The 16,779-nt window shown below is 70.6% G+C and carries 18 protein-coding genes and 1 pseudogene; 2 read left to right on the top strand and 17 right to left on the bottom strand.

Features of this window, described 5'->3' with window-relative positions; translation table 11 throughout:
* Positions 1-10 precede the first annotated feature (10 nt).
* From BMZ82_RS26755 to BMZ82_RS26745, 3 genes are all read right to left on the bottom strand, one after another.
* Entirely contained in the window at positions 11-439 is a 429-nt protein-coding gene (locus BMZ82_RS26755) for a hypothetical protein (RefSeq protein WP_093779961.1), read from the bottom strand.
* A 4-nt stretch (positions 440-443) separates the two neighbouring features.
* Positions 444-854 (bottom strand): roadblock/LC7 domain-containing protein, encoded by a 411-nt coding sequence (locus BMZ82_RS26750; RefSeq protein WP_177244680.1) that lies wholly within the window; start codon positions 852-854, stop codon positions 444-446.
* Positions 855-938: 84 nt separating this feature from the next.
* On the bottom strand, positions 939-1,913 hold the full coding sequence (locus BMZ82_RS26745; protein ID WP_093779960.1) for a MarR family transcriptional regulator: 975 nt from the start codon (positions 1,911-1,913) through the stop codon (positions 939-941).
* Positions 1,914-2,215: 302 nt separating this feature from the next.
* On the opposite strand from BMZ82_RS26745, the gene BMZ82_RS26740 reads away from it, so the two are divergent.
* Positions 2,216-2,752 carry an alkyl hydroperoxide reductase gene (locus BMZ82_RS26740; protein WP_093779959.1) on the top strand — a complete coding sequence of 179 codons (537 nt, stop codon included), beginning with the start codon at positions 2,216-2,218 and terminating at the stop codon, positions 2,750-2,752.
* A 163-nt stretch (positions 2,753-2,915) separates the two neighbouring features.
* Here BMZ82_RS26740 and BMZ82_RS26735 read toward each other — a convergent pair whose 3' ends face one another.
* From BMZ82_RS26735 to BMZ82_RS26705, 7 genes and pseudogenes are all read right to left on the bottom strand, one after another.
* Positions 2,916-4,328, bottom strand: a complete 1,413-nt coding sequence (locus BMZ82_RS26735; RefSeq protein WP_093779958.1) for an AI-2E family transporter — start codon at positions 4,326-4,328, stop codon at positions 2,916-2,918.
* Positions 4,329-4,504: 176 nt separating this feature from the next.
* Entirely contained in the window at positions 4,505-5,227 is a 723-nt protein-coding gene (locus tag BMZ82_RS26730) for an aggregation-promoting factor C-terminal-like domain-containing protein (RefSeq protein WP_093779957.1), read from the bottom strand.
* A gap of 89 nt (positions 5,228-5,316) precedes the next feature.
* A complete protein-coding gene (locus BMZ82_RS26725) occupies positions 5,317-5,991 on the bottom strand; it encodes an aggregation-promoting factor C-terminal-like domain-containing protein (RefSeq protein WP_177244679.1) in 675 nt (224 codons plus the stop codon).
* Positions 5,992-6,422: 431 nt separating this feature from the next.
* Positions 6,423-7,748: a PhoH family protein gene (locus tag BMZ82_RS26720; protein WP_093779955.1), complete on the bottom strand. Its 1,326-nt coding sequence runs from the start codon at positions 7,746-7,748 to the stop codon at positions 6,423-6,425.
* 358 nt (positions 7,749-8,106) lie between these two features.
* Positions 8,107-8,880 (bottom strand): isoprenyl transferase, encoded by a 774-nt coding sequence (locus BMZ82_RS26715; RefSeq protein ID WP_093779954.1) that lies wholly within the window; start codon positions 8,878-8,880, stop codon positions 8,107-8,109.
* 805 nt (positions 8,881-9,685) lie between these two features.
* Positions 9,686-10,482 (bottom strand): annotated as a pseudogene (locus BMZ82_RS26710) (class I SAM-dependent methyltransferase).
* Positions 10,463-11,032 (bottom strand): dihydrofolate reductase family protein, encoded by a 570-nt coding sequence (locus tag BMZ82_RS26705; protein ID WP_093779953.1) that lies wholly within the window; start codon positions 11,030-11,032, stop codon positions 10,463-10,465. Before BMZ82_RS26705 ends, BMZ82_RS26710 begins: the two are co-directional and overlap by 20 nt.
* 81 nt (positions 11,033-11,113) lie before the next feature.
* On the opposite strand from BMZ82_RS26705, the gene BMZ82_RS26700 reads away from it, so the two are divergent.
* Complete coding sequence (locus BMZ82_RS26700) at positions 11,114-11,506, top strand: DUF192 domain-containing protein (RefSeq protein ID WP_093779952.1); 393 nt, start codon at positions 11,114-11,116, stop codon at positions 11,504-11,506.
* Here the strand turns inward: BMZ82_RS26700 and BMZ82_RS26695 are convergent.
* The 7 genes from BMZ82_RS26695 to BMZ82_RS26665 form a co-directional block, all read right to left on the bottom strand.
* Positions 11,481-12,101 carry an OmpA family protein gene (locus tag BMZ82_RS26695; RefSeq protein WP_093779951.1) on the bottom strand — a complete coding sequence of 207 codons (621 nt, stop codon included), beginning with the start codon at positions 12,099-12,101 and terminating at the stop codon, positions 11,481-11,483. The genes BMZ82_RS26700 and BMZ82_RS26695 overlap by 26 nt on opposite strands.
* An 8-nt stretch (positions 12,102-12,109) precedes the next feature.
* A complete protein-coding gene (locus BMZ82_RS26690) occupies positions 12,110-12,694 on the bottom strand; it encodes a hypothetical protein (protein WP_093779950.1) in 585 nt (194 codons plus the stop codon).
* Between the two features lie 34 nt (positions 12,695-12,728).
* A complete protein-coding gene (locus BMZ82_RS26685; protein WP_371271307.1) occupies positions 12,729-13,277 on the bottom strand; it encodes a pilus assembly protein TadG-related protein in 549 nt (182 codons plus the stop codon).
* Positions 13,278-13,339: 62 nt separating this feature from the next.
* Complete coding sequence (locus BMZ82_RS26680) at positions 13,340-13,576, bottom strand: Flp family type IVb pilin (protein WP_093779949.1); 237 nt, start codon at positions 13,574-13,576, stop codon at positions 13,340-13,342.
* A gap of 108 nt (positions 13,577-13,684) precedes the next feature.
* Positions 13,685-14,440, bottom strand: coding sequence for a response regulator (locus BMZ82_RS26675; protein WP_093779948.1), 756 nt, complete (start codon positions 14,438-14,440; stop codon positions 13,685-13,687).
* Positions 14,440-15,855: a sensor histidine kinase gene (locus tag BMZ82_RS26670; RefSeq protein WP_371271306.1), complete on the bottom strand. Its 1,416-nt coding sequence runs from the start codon at positions 15,853-15,855 to the stop codon at positions 14,440-14,442. The genes BMZ82_RS26675 and BMZ82_RS26670 overlap by 1 nt, the downstream gene beginning before the upstream one ends.
* Positions 15,856-15,877: 22 nt before the next feature.
* Complete coding sequence (locus BMZ82_RS26665; RefSeq protein ID WP_093779946.1) at positions 15,878-16,765, bottom strand: DUF5936 domain-containing protein; 888 nt, start codon at positions 16,763-16,765, stop codon at positions 15,878-15,880.
* Positions 16,766-16,779 lie beyond the last annotated feature (14 nt).

Genomic DNA, 16,779 nt, shown 5'->3' with positions numbered 1-16,779 from the left:
CGTCGGCGTTTCACAGCCGGTACTCCCGCACCACCCTCCGCACCTGCGCGAACAGCATCCCCACGTTGACGGACTTGCGGCAGACCACCACCGCGACGACGTCCTGCTGCTCGGTCATCCTCACGAACAGGTGAGTGAGGTTCTCACTGTTGACGAGGATCTCCTGAAAGAAGTGGTTGTCGCTCTGGCTCCCGCGCCGCTCCTTGAAGACGTCCTCGATCATCACGACCGTACGGCCCTGGAAGAGGTCGAGCGTCGCGCCCGCGAGCAGGTCGAGGACCTCGGGCGGGTGGTTGTCGACGGTCTCGTAGGAGAGCAGCATGCCGGTGGCCATGTCGACGACGCCGGAGGCGACGCAGTCCGGGGCGTCCGTACGCAGTGCCTTGACCAGGCCCATCACCTGGTCGGAGAAACCGGGGGTCATACGTTTCGTCGCCATCCCTTCAGACTCCTCCGGGGGCTTTCGCGGAGGTTTTCGCGGAGGTTTTCGCGGTGAGGATCAGGTCGATGCGGCGCAGGGCCGGCTGGGTCGCCCGGTGCAGGCGCTCCACGTCGATGCCCTCGTCTCCGAGTACGACCATCAGCGCGGTGTCGCCGACCGCGTAGAACGCGGCGCAGCCGTGGCTGCCGTAGGCCACCGTGCGGTGCAGGGCGCCGCGGGCGGTGGCCGCGGCGGTGCGGCGGGCGAGGCCGAGGCCGGCCGCGGCGAGGGCGGCGAGGCCCTCCGGGTCGATGGAGTCGGCGGTGTCGGCGGCGATGAGCAGCCCGTCGGCCGCCGCGAGGGCGGTGTCGGTGATACCGGCCACCTGCTCGCGCAGGCCGCGCATCTCCCGTGCGAGGGCTTCGTGGTCCATAGGCGCAACTCCCCTGGTTCTGACGGCATATATGACATATATGGCGTGTGCTGTTTCGGCCGTTCGGCCGAACGGCCGTTTCGGCTACTTCGGCGTCGAGTTCCGCAGGCGGAAGAACTCCTTCCAGCCGGGGCCGGTGTCCGTGCCGGTGTCCGTGCCGCCGTGTTCCGGTGTGAGGGCTTCGTTGATGCCGCTGGCGCCGGGCCGACGGCGGGGCAGGGTCGCCGGTTCCGGAGGCGACGGCTGCGGCAGGGGCTGTGGCACGGGCGGGGGCGGGGCCGGTTCGCGGGGGCGTACGCCGGGGGCGTCGGGGGGTAGCCGGACCGGGATCGGGTGGGGCGCGTCCACGCACTCCAGCAGTCCCTCACCCAGCATCCGGGCCACCTCGACGGTGACGGCGTAGACCCCGCGCCCGGTGCGGAAAGCGAGGTCGCGGGCGGTGCGCCGGCCGTCGGCGTGGGTGAGCAACTCCCGTTGCAGGACGCCCAGTCGGGCCGCCGTGTAGGAGAGGGAGGCGGGCACCGGCCGCTCCCGGTCCGGGCGCACCGGGTAGGGCAGCGCCAGGAGCGCGCGCAGCTTGCGGGACGCCTCCTGGAGCAGCCGGGTGGGCGGTTCGCCCACGGGGACCATGGGGGCCACGGGGACCGGGGCGAGTGGGGTGGCCGGGGCGAGTGGGGTGGCCGGCGGCCCGCTCGCCGGACCGCGTTCGCAGCCGTCGACACTGCCCGCGACGACCGCGAACGCGGCGTCCTGGAGGGCCATCGCGCAGACCACCCGGAGCTGTGCGGCCCCCGCGTAGCCGTGCGCGATCAGCCCGGCGGCCGGCCAGCGCGCCCCGCCGGACGCGCGGACCAGCCCGGCCCACTCCTCGCCGCCGATCCGGCCGGAGCGCAGCAGCAGTGCCTCCGGTGTGGGCGCGCCCGGCGACTCGACGGCGACGACCAGTCCGCCGTGCAGATGGAAGGTGCCGCCGGGCGTGCCCGACACGCGCACTTCCCCGGTGAAGCCCTCCCGGCCGCACGCGGCGAGGGCGCGTGCCAGCGGTTCGTGGCCCGACATCGCTCCCCCACTCCCCCCAGGATCTCTCGCACATACGCCTGACGCGTAGCGCTGAGGAGGGAATGTGTATCAGCCGGGGCGCGTGTTCCAGCGGGGGATTTCCCACCTGCCTCCGGCTGACGGAAATTGCTCCACGCCTGGGCTCAATTCTCTTTGTACGACGCTCATTTGACCGATTGAGGGACACTGATCGTCGCCGCCCGGCACCCGCTCCGGCCGCGTCCCGGGCGGTGCGGGTGCGCCCCTTGTGTCACGATCGGTGGCGTCCGCCCCTAGGGGAGCCGGCCAGGGAGTGAGCCGACGTGTCACTGGATGCGCTGAAGTCCGCGATGCCGGACTACGCCAAGGATCTGCGGCTCAATCTGGGCTCGGTCATCGGCGAATCCGGGCTGTCCGCACAGCAGTTGTGGGGCACCGTGCTGGCGACCGCGATCGCCTCGCGCTCCCCCCTCGTGCTGCGCGAGCTGGCCCCGGAGGCGAAGGCGAACCTCTCGCCGCAGGCGTACACGGCGGCCAGGTCCACCGCCGCCGTGATGGCCCTGAACAACGTCTTCCACCGCACCCGCCACCTGCTGTCGGACCCGGAATACGGCAACCTGCGGCCCGGTCTGCGGATGAGCGTCATCGACGACCCCGGCGTCGAACGCGTCGACCACGAGCTCTGGTCACTCGCGGTCTCCGCGATCAACGCCTGCGGCCTGTGCCTCGACACACACGAGCGGGTGCTGCGCGGGGCGGGCGTCGAACGGCAGACCATCCAGGAAGCCTTCAAGATCGCCTCAGTAATCCAGGCAGTCGGGGTCACGCTGGACGCGGAGGCGATTCTCACCGACGTCTGATCGACACCCTGACCGCCCCGCCTCTCACTCCCGGGCGGCGGTCCGACCATCGTCGGCCGGGGGTCCCCGATTTCTCGGCCCCGCCCCCGCCATCGCCCCGCCTCACTGCCGGGCGGTGGGGGCAGGCCCGACCGGCGCGCCCGCCTTCCCGACCGCCCGCCTCTCACTCCCGGGCGGTCGTCCCACCGTCGTCGCCCGGGGATTCCGACTCCCCTGCCCCGGCGTCGCCCTGCGTCGGCGCAGCCACCGTCGCGACGCGGGAGGCTGTGGCTCCCCGGGGCCGGGGGGCGTTGCGCAGCAGTGCCCGTTCGCGGGAGTAGGCGTGTAGGTAGCCGACGACCGTGTTGGTGACGGCGACCAGGGGGACCGCCACGATCGCGCCGCCGATGCCGGCCACCATGCCGCCGGCCGCGACCGAGAGGACGACCGCCAGGGGGTGGACGCGGACCGCGCGGCCGAGGATGAACGGCTGGAGGATGTGGCCCTCGATCTGCTGGACGGCCAGCACCACCGCCAGGGTCATCACCGCGGTGAACACGCCCTGCGTGACCAGCGCGACCACGACCGCGAGCGCGCCGGAGGCGACCGCGCCGACCAGCGGGATGAAGGAGAACAGGAAGATGAAGACGGCGAGCGGGACGGCCATCGGCACGTCGAGGAAGTAGATGCCGAGGCCGATGAAGATCGCGTCGATCAACGCGACTATCACCGTCCCGCGCACATACGCCGTGAGCGTCGCCCAGGCCCGCGGACCCGCGCCCGCGACGCCCGGCCGGGCCTCGGCCGGGACCAGCTTGAGCGTCCACTCCCAGATGCGCTTGCCGTCGTAGAGCAGGAAGAGGGTGGAGAAGAACGCCAGGAGGATGCCGGTGAGGGCCTCGACGACGACGGTGACGCCCTCCAGGCCCGCCGAGGTGATCGAGTCGGTGTTGTCGCCGATCGCTTCGCGCAGGTTCTTGGCGATGCCGTTGATCTGCTTGTCGGTGACGTGGAAGGGGCTGTTGAGCAGCCAGCGGCGCAGGTCGTCGATGCCGTTCTGGACCTGGTCGGAAAGGTCGTCGATGTTCGCCATGACCTGCCAGGTCACGAACCAGCCCATCAGGCCGATGACGACGAACCCGAGGATCGCCGTCATCGCGGTCGCGGCCCCGCCGGGCACCCCGAGCCGCTTCAGCCGGGCCACCGTCGGTTCGAGGAGCGCGGTGAGCAGCAGGGCCACCACGAAGGCCATGACGACGAGTTGGACCGCGCTGATGACCCGGATCAGGACCCAGAGGGTCCCGGCGAGCACCAGCAGCCGCCAGCTCGCCTCGGCGGCGACCCGCACCCCCCACGGCACGGCGTGCGCGGGATCGGGACGCGGGCCGGGCCGCGGGAACTCCTCGGCCCCGGACGGCACCGTGCCGAAGGAACCGGAGTCGCCGGAGCCACCGGAGATGTCGTCGGTGGGCGGCGCCGGTTCCGGGTCGGGGATCTCGCCCTCCCGTTCGACCTCCGCACGCCGTTCGTCGAGCCGCTCACCCATCTCGCTCAGACCGGCGCCGATCCGGCCGAGCCACCCTGGCACTCGCGACATGATCCGTCCTCTTCCCCCGTCTCTCCCCACCACTCCCCCTGGAGTCGTCGGTCCCGGCCCGTCCCAGCCGTAACGGCCGTACCGACCGTACAGGGCGAAAGCCCCTCCCCCTATGACGGGGAGGGGCTGCGCGAGGTTGAGCGGGGGGGGGTGCGGAGCGGTGTGCTGACGCCGGGTCAGTAGGAGCCGTTGGCCTGCCAGAAGTCCCAGGCGCCGCAGGGGCTGTCGTACCGCTCGTTCATGTAGTTCAGGCCCCACTTGATCTGCGTCGCCGGGTTGGTGCGCCAGTCGGCGCCGGCGGACGACATCTTCGAGGCGGGGTAGGCCTGGACGAGGCCGTAGGCGCCCGAGGAGGCGTTGACGGCCTGGTAGTTCCAGGTGGACTCGTGGTCCACGATGTTGCTGAAGCACTGGAACTGGCTGGCCGGCACGATCTGCCGGGCGATGGCCTGGACCTCGGCGACGGTGTACGACGACTGCTGGGTGAAGGTCCCGGCGTCGACGCTCGAACCGGCGGCGGCCTTGGTCTCCGCCTCGGCGCGGTCCTTGGCTTCCTTGGCTTCCTTTTCGGCCTTCGCCTGGTCGGCGGCGTCCTGCGCGGCCTGCTGCTTGGCGACCGCGTCCTTGGCCGCCTGCTTGCGGGCCGTCTCCTCCGCCGACTTCCTGGCGGTGGTGTCGGCGGCGATGGCCTGGACGGACGCCTGCTGCGTCATCGCGGCGGTCTGTACGTCGGCCTGCTCGCCCGCGGGTAAGTCCGCGAGGAGGATCGAGTCGTCCGCCGTCGCCTCGGCGTCGTTGGGCTGCGCGACGCTGCCCTGGGCGACGCCCATGACGGCGCCCACGGCGGTGACTGCGGTCGCGGAGGCCACGGCGAAGCCCCGGGTCGATATCCGGCTCACACGGATTCCTTCTGGTTTGTCATCAGGCGGTCAGGTGAGGGGGGATGATCGGCCGGGGCGGTGCGGGCCGACTCAGTACGACTGGCCGGTCAGTACCACTGGTTGGCCTGCCAGAACGACCAGGCCTCGCAGGGGCTGCCGTACCGGCTGTCCATGTAGTTCAGGCCCCACTTGATCTGGGTGGCCGGGTTGGTCTGCCAGTCGGAGCCGGCCGACGCGTACTTGCCGGCGGGCAGCGCCTGGAAGAGGCCGTAGGCGCCGGAGGAGGCGTTGACCGCGTGGTAGTTCCAGCTCGACTCGTGGTCCACGATGTTGCTGAAGCACTGGAACTGGCCGCTGGGCACCATCTGTGCCGCCATCGCCTGGATCTGGTCGATGGAGTAGGAGCTCAGGATCGGGAAGTCGCCCGCGCTGCGGCTGGCCTTGGCCTTCGCCTCGGCGCGATCCTTGGCCGCCTTCTCGGCGGCCTCCTTCTTCGCGACGGCCGTCTCGGCGGCGGCCTTGCGGGCCGCTTCCTCGGCGTCCTTCTTCGCGCCCTCGTCCGCGGCGATGGCCTGGAAACTGGCCTGCTGCGCGAGGGATGCCGTCTGTACCTGGGCCTGCTGGCCCACCGGTATGTCGGCGAGGAGCGTCGTGTCGCTCGCCGTCGCTTCTGCGTCGTTGGGCTGCGCGACGCTGCCCGAGGCAACACCGACGACGCTTCCGACAGCGGTGACCGCCGTGGCCGAGGCCACTGCGAATCCCCGGACCGAGACCCGGCTCACACGGTTTCCTTCCAGCATCGCCCGCTTCGGTGACCCTGGCGGACGCAATCGTGCCCTTTGACGCTGGTCTCCGAACTACGGGGTCACAGGAGACACGGGCCCGGTGGGCAACTCCCGCTACGGGAGCGCCGCATGGTACGCGGGCGGCATACGACGGTCTGTATGGAGTTGAGGGTGAAGCTCAAGTGGTTGCGTACCGCTGGGGGTACACGTGTGTCGTATGCGGGGCCTGACAGGACTGAGACTCTGCCGTAACCAAACCACGCAGGGCAATTCCGGGCCGAGTGTGAAAGCTCACACCCACGGGATCCCGGGAATTCAGCGAAACCCTCACATGCGTCGGCGCCGCCCGACTAGGCTCACAGCCTTTGTCGGACGGCGCCAACTACCACACAACCCCGATCATTTGGGGCAGTTCGCTCAGATCCGCATCAGATCTGCCCGTCCTCCAGCATTTCGGTCACAAGCGCCGCGATCTGGGACCTCTCGGACCGGTTCAGCGTCACGTGCGCGAAGAGCGGGTGCCCCTTCAGTTTCTCGACGACGGCGACCACACCGTCGTACCGTCCGACGCGCAGGTTGTCCCGCTGTGCCACGTCGTGGGTCAGTACCACCCGTGAGTTCGCCCCGATCCGGGACAACACGGTGAGCAGCACGTTCCGTTCGAGGGACTGGGCCTCGTCGACGATCACGAAGGCGTCGTGGAGGGAACGGCCCCGGATGTGGGTCAGGGGCAGCACCTCCAGCATGCCGCGCGCGGTGACCTCCTCGATGACGTCGCGGCTGGTGACCGCGGACAGCGTGTCGAAGACCGCCTGCGCCCAGGGCCCCATTTTGTCGGCCTCGGAACCGGGCAGATAGCCCAGCTCCTGCCCGCCCACCGCGTACAGCGGCCGGAAGACCATCACCTTCTGGTGCTGACGGCGCTCCAGGACCGCTTCCAGGCCCGCGCAGAGCGCGAGCGCGGACTTGCCGGTGCCGGCCCGGCCGCCCATCGACAGGATCCCGACGTCCGGGTCGAGCAGCAGATCCAGCGCGATGCGCTGCTCGGCGCTGCGGCCCTTGATGCCGAAGGCCTCCCGGTCGCCGCGCACCAGCCGGACGTTGCCGTCGGCGGTGACCCGGCCGAGGGCCTTGCCGCGCTCCGACTGGATGGTCAGACCGGTGTGCACGGGCAGGTCGGCGGCCTCGGGCACATGCAGGTGCCCCTCCTCGAAGAGGATGTCGACCTGCTCGCCGGACAGGGTCAGTTCGGACATTCCGGTCCAGCCGGAGGAGCCCGTGATGGCGAGCTCGGCGCGGTACTCCTCGGCGAGGAGTCCGACGGACGAGGCCTTGATCCTGAGCGGGAGATCCTTCGACACGACGGTGACGTCGAATCCCTCGGCCTGCAGATTGCGGGCGACCGCGAGGATGCGGGAGTCGTTGTCCCCCAGGCGGTAGCCGGAAGGCAGCACGCTGGGGTCCGAGTGGTTGAGCTCGACACGGACGGTGCCGCCGAGTTCCCCGATCGGGATGGGGGCGTCGAGGCGACCGAACTTCACCCGGTAGTCGTCCAGCAGGCGCAGCGCCTGGCGGGCGAAGTAGCCGAGTTCGGGATGGTGCCGCTTGGCCTCCAGTTCCGTGACCACGACGATGGGGAGCACTACCTCGTGCTCCTCGAAGCGGGTCATGGCGTTCGGGTCGGCCAGCAGGACGCTGGTGTCGAGAACATAGGTGCGCCGGTCTGGCATACGGCGCTTTGTGCTGGTCACCACGGAAGGACGTACCCCCTCGGATGAGGTCGGGGAGCGACGGAGTTGAGCTGGACCGGTCGTCGGCCGCCCTGCACGGGCCGAGAACCGGCCCCCCGCTGCTTCTTCCGTGCCGTGACCGCACGGTCGGGCTGGTGCAAAAGGGCCTCCCGGGCGGACGGCCCCGTGCCGCCCGCTGAGATTCGACGCCCGTGGTTCGGGCGTCGACCTGCTTGGCTTATGCCCTCGAACATGCGCCACCATGCCAGGGCATATGACGGCGCGCCGGTGAACTCCTTGTTACGACTTCCGTCGCTTCCGCCCCTGCCGACCCTCTGCCGCTCCCCCGGCGCACCCGGCGCCCTGGGGAATACCAGGCCGGTCAGCCGCCGTAACGCCGGTGGCGGGCCGCGTAGTCGCGCAGCGCCCGCAGGAAGTCGACCTTGCGGAAGGCTGGCCAGAAGACCTCGCAGAAGTAGTACTCCGCGTGGGCCGTCTGCCACAGCATGAATCCGGACAACCGCTGCTCACCGCTGGTGCGGATGACGAGGTCGGGGTCGGGCTGGGCGCCGGTGTAGAGGTGGCGGCTGATCAGGTCGACGCTGACGGAGTCGGCGAGGTCCTCCATGGAGGTGCCCTGTTCCGCCGCGTCCACGATCATCGAGCGCACGGCGTCGGCGATCTCCTGGCGGCCGCCGTAGCCGATGGCGACGTTGACCAGTATTCCGTCGACGTGGGCGGTGGACTCCTCGGCCTGCTTCAGCGCGGTCTGTACGTGGGAGGGGAGGATGTCGGGGGTGCCGACGTGGTGGACGCGCCAGCGGCCGTCGGCGGCGAGGGTGCGTACGACGTCCTCGATGATGCCGAGGAGCGGGACGAGTTCGTCCTGCGGGCGGTCGAGGTTGTCCGTCGACAGCAGCCAGAGGGTGACGACCTGGACGTCGGTCTCGGTGCACCAGCCGAGGAACTCCTCGATCTTCTCGGCGCCGGCCCGGTGTCCGTGCTCGGTGGTGGAACCCGCGGCCTTCGCCCAGCGCCGGTTGCCGTCCATGATGACGCCGATGTGCTTGGGCACCTGAGCGTGGTCCAGGTGACCTTCCACCCGGCGTGCGTACAGCCTGACCAGAAGGCCGCGCAGCTTGTCGCGCAGGTTCACGTGATTGTCAGCCCCTCCGTACGGTGCGGTCCCCGCGGGGCGCAGCCTACCCCTGTGGGGCCTGGCCCGTTGAGCGGGGTGGGCGGGGAGAGGGGGCGGCGCGGGGGCCGGAGGCACAAAAAAACGGGCCGGTCCGTGGGGGGGGAGACGGACCGGCCCGAGGGGGGGTTTCCACCATAACCCTTCGTAAGTGATGCTGCGTGCATCAGCGCGCCACAACTACTCTCCGGAGTCGCCCGACGACGCCCCGGTGGCCGTTTGGGGCGTTGTTCATGGGTGACCCATGGCCTGAACACAGCGGATTCCCAGGGGAACGGGGACGTTTACCGGGGAAAGTAGAGGTTTTGCGGCGACATGAGCCTCGGCCGATCACTCGCCCGCCTGTCCCTCTGATGGGCTAACCCGACTGCGAACGCCACCTTGACGCGACCGGGACGCGGGCGTCACCGCGCGGCCCCCTCCACTGCGCGGTGACGTCCACGTAGCTTTGCTCACGCGAATTGCCCGGGCTAGAACATACGCGAGGCGGGCAGGAGATGTGAAGGGTTGACGGTAATGATGTGGAAACCTTGTGGAGGTGGAGGGTGGGGGAAGCGTAGCCGGAGAGGGGCTCCGGGGATGAACCGGCGGTCGGCCGGGGACGGCGGGGCGACGAAGTGCTCAGGTTCCGACCCCTTTGCGGCCTGACGCCGTAGCCACGACCTGGAGGATCACTCGAAAACCACTCGACGTGCGGCCCCGCACGATGCCTCGAACGACAGTTCCTGGCCAATTCGCCGACGAGCGTTCCGGGGCGGCCCGTCAGTCACTCAGTCGGCTTGCGGGCGTCGAAGAGGTGGCGGGTGCTGTGCGCGGCGAAGGGGCCGTCGGCCTCGAGCGCTCGTGCAGGGCGCGCAGCCGGGGCCGGTACGCCTCCACCGTGAAGCCCGGCACCATCCACACCACCTTGCGCAGGAAGTGGACGACGGCGGCGATGTCATGGAACTCGACCCGGAGCCGTTCCGCCCGCAGGTCGACGATCTCCAGCCCCGCCGCCTCGGCGTCGGCGCGCTCCCGGTCGGGATGCCGGGCGCCGCTCACCCCTTCGGGCTGCGGCCCGAGGAAGTACTCGACGAGTTCGAAGACGCTGCGCGGGCCGACGTGCTGGGCGAAGTACGTCCCGCCGGGCCGCAGCACGCGGGCGATCTCGCCCCAGAGCGGCCGGACCGGATGCCTGCTGGTGACCAGGTCGAAGGTGGCGTCCGCGAAGGGCAGCGGGCCGTCTTCCGGGGACGCGACGACCGCGATGCCGCGCGGGCGGAGCAGGGCGGTGGCCTTGGCGACGTTCGCCGGCCAACCTTCGGTGGCGACGGTGAGGACGGGCGCGGCGGGGGCGATCCGGCCGAGCGCGAAGTCCAGGACCTCCCCGCCCCCGGTCTGCACGTCGAGCACGGCACTGACGCCCGCCGCCAGCCGGTCGGCCAACCTCGCCGCGTACCCCCAGGAGGGCCGCGCCTCGGTGGCCCGCCCCTCGAACCAGGAGAAGTCCCACCCTTCGGTGGGGACGGCGGCCCCTTCGGCGAGGAGGTGTTCGAAGACCCTGTCATTCATGCAGTACGTCATACCGCAGGAGGGCTACTCCGTTCCCGAAGATTTCGGTCTCGGTGAGGTGCAGGGGGGTCGTGGTGGCGGTGGTGGCCGGGAACAGGGGGGTGCCCCGGCCGATGAGGACGGGGTGGACGTAGAGGCGGAGCGCGTCGACGAGGCCGTGGCGGAGGAAGGACGCGGCGAGGTCGGCGCCGCCGAGGCCCAGGTCACCGCCCGCCTGTTCCTTGAGGGCGGTGACCTCCTCGGGGACGACGTCCCGCACGATCGTGGTGTTCCAGTCGGCGTGCTGGAGGGTGCGGGAGTAGACGTACTTCGGGATGTTCCGCCAGATCGCGGCGAACTCGGCGACCGGCGCGGAGGCTTCGGGCTCGGCGTCCGCCGTGGTCCAGAACCCGGCCATGAGCTCGTGGGTGACCCGGCCGCTGAGGATGCCGCCGAGCTGCCTGACGGCGTCGTTGGCGTCGCGGTGCACTTCGTCGTCGACGCGGTGCCAGGAGATGTCGTGGTCCGGACCTTCGATGTATCCGTCCAGGGACACCGACATCATCAGCACGATCTTCCGCATACGACGGCCACCTCTTCGTGTCCCGACCTGCCCGGCTCGCTACGGTGCAGAGGGTAGCTACGCGGCTGAGGGGAGACGGGGATGGCGCGCTGGCGGGACGGGCGGGGCGAGCTCGTGGTGGTGGACGGGGAGGGCGGGGGTCTCGGTGGTCTGCGGGTTGCGGTGGAGATCGCCGCCTCCTATCGGGCCCGTACGAGGGGGCTGCTCGGGCGGGAGTCCGTCGCCGGGGCGATGCTGTTGACGCCGGCGGGCAGCGTGCACACCTTCGGGATGCGGATGCCGATCGATGTCGCCTATCTCGACCGGCGGTTCACCGTCATCGCCGTACGCACCATGCAGCCGGGGCGGCTGGGGCTGCCCCGGCTGCGGTCGCGGCATGTGCTGGAGGCGGCGGCCGGGGCGCTGGCGGGGTGGGGGGTGCGGGCGGGGGTACGGGTGGAGGTACGGGTCAGCTCGCCGTCCGGGGGAAGGTGACCTCCACGCGGCGGTTCTTCTTGCGGCCCTCTTCCGTGGAGTTGTCGGAGATGGGGTACTGCTCGCCGTAGCCGCGCACCTCGAAGGTGATGCTCGGGTCGTTCAGCTCGCCGGCGAGTTCGGCCTGTACGGCGTCGGCGCGCTGTTTCGACAGGACGTCGCCGTGGGCGGAGGAGCCCAGGTCGTCCGTGAAGCCGAAGACACGGACCAGGCTGGTGTGCTGCTTCTTGATCTCGGCGGCGATCGTGCCGATGCGGGCCTGCGCCTGCGCACCGAGTGTCGCGCTGTCCTTGCCGAAGAGGACCTCGGCCTGGAGGGCGAACGTCACGTCCGCGTTGGTGTCCTCCCGCCGTTCGTCGCCCGCCTCGTCCTCGACGACCTGCTTGATGTCCAGCACCTTGGGCTCGGCGAGGGTGCCGCCCTGCGGGAGCTTGAGGTCGGGGTCGTTGGGGTCGACCTGCACGGGGGCGGAGGCGGTGGGTTCGGTGCCGGGCGGGACGCTGACGCCGGGGCTGGGGTCGGCGTGGGCGGCGGGGGCCATGCCGATGATCACAAGGGTGGCCGTGGCCACCGCCAGAGTGAGACGTGGGGTCATGGCCGTCCTCACCCGGAGATCTTGATGACCCCGCTGGGGAACAGCGGGAGTTGGAAGGTGACGTCGGTCGAGCTCGCGGGCGGCGCGGGGAACTGCAGGAAGACGTCGATGGAGTCGCCGGCCTTGAGGGTCGAGAAGCCGGTGGTCGTCAGGGGGCGGCCGTCGGTGTCGCGCAGGACGTAGTAGCGCTTCTTGCTCTTGGAGTCGACGAGGGTGGCTCCGCCGAGGGACAGCCCGTTGTTGATGATCTCGGTCTCGTTGCCGCTCAGCGCGGACGGGATCACCGCTTCCGTCCCGCTGTCGTTCTTCAGTGCGCCGTTGACGGTGACGAAGCCGCCCGAGTCGCGTACGGCTGACGTGATCTGGAGCAGCAGCCCGCTCGGGCCCTTCAGCTCGGCCAAAGGCTCCTCGGACTGCCCTTCCTGGGTGTCCGGCTGCGATCCACCGCTCTTGGAGGCGGACGACGAACGCTGTGGTTTCTTGTCGTCGTCACCCCCGCCGCCACCGCAGGCAGTCGCGCCGAGGGCCAGCCCGGACACGACGGCCAGCGCGACCATCCCCCTGCGGGCTTTCGCCGTGAACCGCATGCTCATCACTCCGCTTCCTTCACCGCTTGTCGTTCGCGCGTCAGTCGTTGGTCAGGTGGACGTCGAAGAGGTCCTCGGGTTTGGGAAGCACCCCGAGATCCTTCGGATCCAGCTCCCACTCCCTTTCCCCGTCCTTGTCGTTGCAGGTGAGCGTGGGCAGCACGGCACCTTCGGGGTCCGCGCCAGGCGGGTCGAACGTGCACAGGGACTTGATCACGGCTGTGGCGGAGGCGTGTGCGTGCGTGGTGCTCGTGGCGGGGATCACCGAGTCACCCGCCGTCTTGTTCGTCTGGACGGCGACCGTGAAGCGGAGGCCGTCCGGAGCACAGTCGTCCACACTGGCGTCGTTCTGCGCGGCGAGCTCGGCAGCGCGTCGGCACGGGTCCTCGGCCGCTCCGACGCCCTCGAAGATCTGCTGCCACTTCGTCGGGTCGAGGACGTCCTCGACCCACAGGTCCGCCAGTTGGTCCCTGGTGTCCTGTGCCGCCGCCAGTGCCGCCGCGTCGGCCGCCGTCTGGGCACCGCTGCGGTTCACCGCGGCCTGGCCGACCGCGAAGTACGCGAACGCGAGGAAGAGCAGGCCCGCCACCACCGTGATGTAGATGGGGAAGACCTGCCCTGCGTCGCCGTGCGCGCGAAGACGAAGTCGCGTCAGGGAGCCACCTTGGCGATCTGGGCTCTGAGCTTGTCGACGATCGTCTGGCCCAGGTTGGTGTTCGCGATGAGGACCACGATCGCCACCACCACCGCGATGATGCCCAGGTACTCGACCGCGGTCTGTCCCCTGTCGCCGGTGGCGCGGCGGCGTACGGCCCGTGCCGTCGTGTTCGTCCAGCCGCTCACCCGGACCTTGGCCGCGACGGCGGTCTTCAGCAGCAGGTCGCTCATGGCGTTCCTCTCCATCGGTGGCGTGACCGGCACCGTATGGCCGGGCGGCCGCCTTGGAGAAGGGTCCCCGGGCCCAATGGCGGGCCCAGTCGGAGGGCCGGCGGGGGCTCATGAAGTCACCGCCGTGCCCAGCCACTTGGCCGTGGCCTCGGAGCGGGTGGCGCTGTGCAGTTTGGCGAAGATGCGGTTGATGTGGTTCTTGACCGTCTTCTCGCTGATGAAGCAGGTGGCGGCGATCTGCTGGTTGTTCATGCCCGACGCGATGAGGTCCATGATCTCCGCCTCCCTCGCGCTGAGTGGGTACTTCGCCCTGCCTACCGACATCGACTGTCCCACAGTTGATTGCAACTGCGAAAGCGGTTCCGTAGAAGTAGGTAAAAATAGGAGAGTTGGATCCGCACCGGCGTGTGCAGTCGCATCGGTCTGGAGGTGTGCCAGCAGGGCCGTCGCCGCCGTGGGGGTGACGTGCGCCCGGCCCCGCGTGACGTCCCGTACCGCCGACGCCAACTCCTCCACGGTGAACTCCCCGTGGACCAGATAGCCCCCCGCCCCGCCGCGCAGCGCCGCCTGGACGATCTCGGCCTCGTGGCTGTACGTCAGCATCACGACGCGGGTGATCCTGGCCAGGTGGGGAAGGGCGGCGAGGCCGTCGACGCCGGGCATGCGGACGTCCAGGAGGACGACGTCGGGGCGGTGGCGGAGGGCGGACTCGTAGGCCTCGCGGCCGTCCGCCGCCTCCGCGACGACCGTCGTGTCCTCGCGGGCGGAGAGAAGGGCGGTCAGGCCCGCGCGGACGACCGGGTTGTCATCGGCCACGATCACGCGGACGGGGGCGGGCCGGGGCGGCGGGGGGAACAGCGGCATCAGGCGGCCTCCTCTCGGGGTGCGGCGGGGTACGGAGTCATGGCGGCCAGCGGGAGTTCCACGCGGACCTCGGTGCCGCGGGCGTCGGGGCCGGGGCCGATGTGGATGCGGGCGCCGATGGAGGCGGCGCGCTCCGCCATGCCGACCAGGCCGAAGTGGCCGGTGCGGCGGAGGTGTTCGAGGGTGGTGCCGGGCGGGAGGCCGCGGCCGTCGTCGCGGACGCTGAGGGTGAGGAGTCCGCCGGTCACGGCGGCGCGTAACTCGACGTGGGTCGGGGCCGCGTGGCGGTGGGCGTTCTCCAGGGCCTCCGCGGTGATGGTGAGGAGTTGGCGGGCCACGGCGGGCGGGACGGGGAGCGGCGTCGTACCGCCGTGGGACGAGTCGTCGTACGTGACGGGCAGGCCGGTGCGTTGTGTGAAGTCGCGGGCGGTGGAGGCGAGTTCGGGCAGGAGGTCGGTGCCGGGGGCGGGGGCCGACTCGCGGCGCAGGTCGGTCAGGAGTTCGCGGGACTCGGCGGCGGCGCGGCGCGCGGCGCGGGCGACCAGTTCGGCGTGTTGCCGTACGAGGGCCGGGTCCGTGCCGGGTGTGCCGGCCGACTGGGCCAGGGCATCCGCCGCGAGGGCCACGCCGTGCAGGGTCTTGGCCACCGAGTCGTGCATCTCGCGGGCCAGCCGGGCGCGTTCGGCGGCGACCGCCTCGGTGACGGCCAGCCGGGCCTTCACGGTGGTCAGGGCCTGGGTGGCCGCGCCGAAGCGGAGCATGAGCTGACGCAGGGCCGAGCCGACCGCGCCGGTGATCACGCAGAAACCCGGCAGCAGCAGCCGCTCCGCCAGGCCGGTCCCCGACTCGCGTACGAGGGTCGCGTGGACCAGCAGCAGGATCAGCGACTGGAGGGAGGCGAAGCAGGCCGCGCCGCGCCAGCCGTAGACGATGCCGGCGAGCAGCGGGGTGCAGACGCTGACGTACGCGAGCGTGGTGTCCGGGCCGGCCGAGATCAACAGCAGGGTGCCGACCAGGGTGTCCACGGCGAGGAGGGAGGGGTGGCGCAGGAGAAGGGGCCCGAACCGCTCCCAGTCCCGAAAGAGAACGTACGAGCCCATGAACGTGACGACCACGGCCGCACCCACCAGCCGAACACTCATCCCCGGAGCGGCATTGAGCAGAGCGGCAGGCGCGGCAACGGCGATCATGGCCAACCGAAACCCAAAAACCTGCCGACACATCGCTTGCAGGGCATTGACCTGAAGGGAAATGGGGGCTCCACCAGCCGCCCCGCCACCGGCCGACCGACGACCGTCCGTGTCACCGCGGCCGTCAGTCTCGCTGCGGTCATCGCGGTCATCGCAGTCATCGCGGTCGCTGGGGCGGTCGCAGTGGGGCCGTCGGTCTGCCCGGGTCTCCGTGGTGATCGTCATGACCGTTTGTCCTGTCCTGGCCCTAGTCGCCCGTGATCGAGCTGAAGTCGGTGCCGGAGCCGAGGAGCATGCCCGCGCCCAGGAGGAGCATGGTGGCCGGGACCATGAACGTTGTGATCATCAGGGTGGCCTTGGGGACGGCGCGGGCGGCCTTGCGGCGGGCGTTCTGCGCGTCCGTGCGGCGCATGTCCTTGGCGATGGCGACGAGCGTGTCGACGATCGGCGCGCCCAGTTCCTCGCCCTGCTGGAGCGCGGTGACGAACATGGCGACCTGCTCGGAGTCGTTGCGGCGGCGCAGTTCCTGGAATGCCTCGCGGCGGCTCACGCCGAGGTCCATCTGACGGAGGGTGATGCGGATCTCGTCCGCCCACGGGCCCTCGTACCGGGACGCCACCCGGTCGAGGGCCTGGCGGAAGCCGAGGCCCGCGCTCACGACGACGGCGAGGACGTCGAGGAAGTCCGGCAGGGTGCGTTCGATGGCGTCCTTGCGGACCCGGATCGCGGACCAGATGCCGACCTCGGACCAGAACGCGCCGAACGCGAGCATCATGAGCGCGATGAAGTAGCTGCCCTGGAGCAGCGCGGCGAACGCGCCGAGGGCGCCGATCCCGCCGTAGACGGCGCGCCGGGCCGCGTACCGGTCGATGGTCAGGCCGCCGGGGTTGCCCGCGAGGTCGATCCGGCGGCGGTAGCGGGTGACCTGCTTGGGGCCCATCAGGCGCAGGACGGCGGGGGCGTACCGCATGCCGAGGCGGTCGATGACCGAGCCCACGGCGCTGGTGCGGGTGGCCCCGACCTCCAGGGCGAGCGCGAGGTCGCTGGGCAGTTTCACGTCGGCCCGGTACATGCGGACACCGGCGAACATGCCCCAGACGGCGATCCCCACGGTGAGTGCGAGCAACAGTTCCATCCGCTACGTCACCT

Origin of the sequence: Streptomyces sp. yr375 (assembly GCF_900110755.1) — a bacterium.
Classification (GTDB): Bacteria; Actinomycetota; Actinomycetes; order Streptomycetales; family Streptomycetaceae; genus Streptomyces.
Note: the sequence above shows the minus strand (reverse complement) of the source record. Positions and strands in the feature narration are given on the sequence as shown.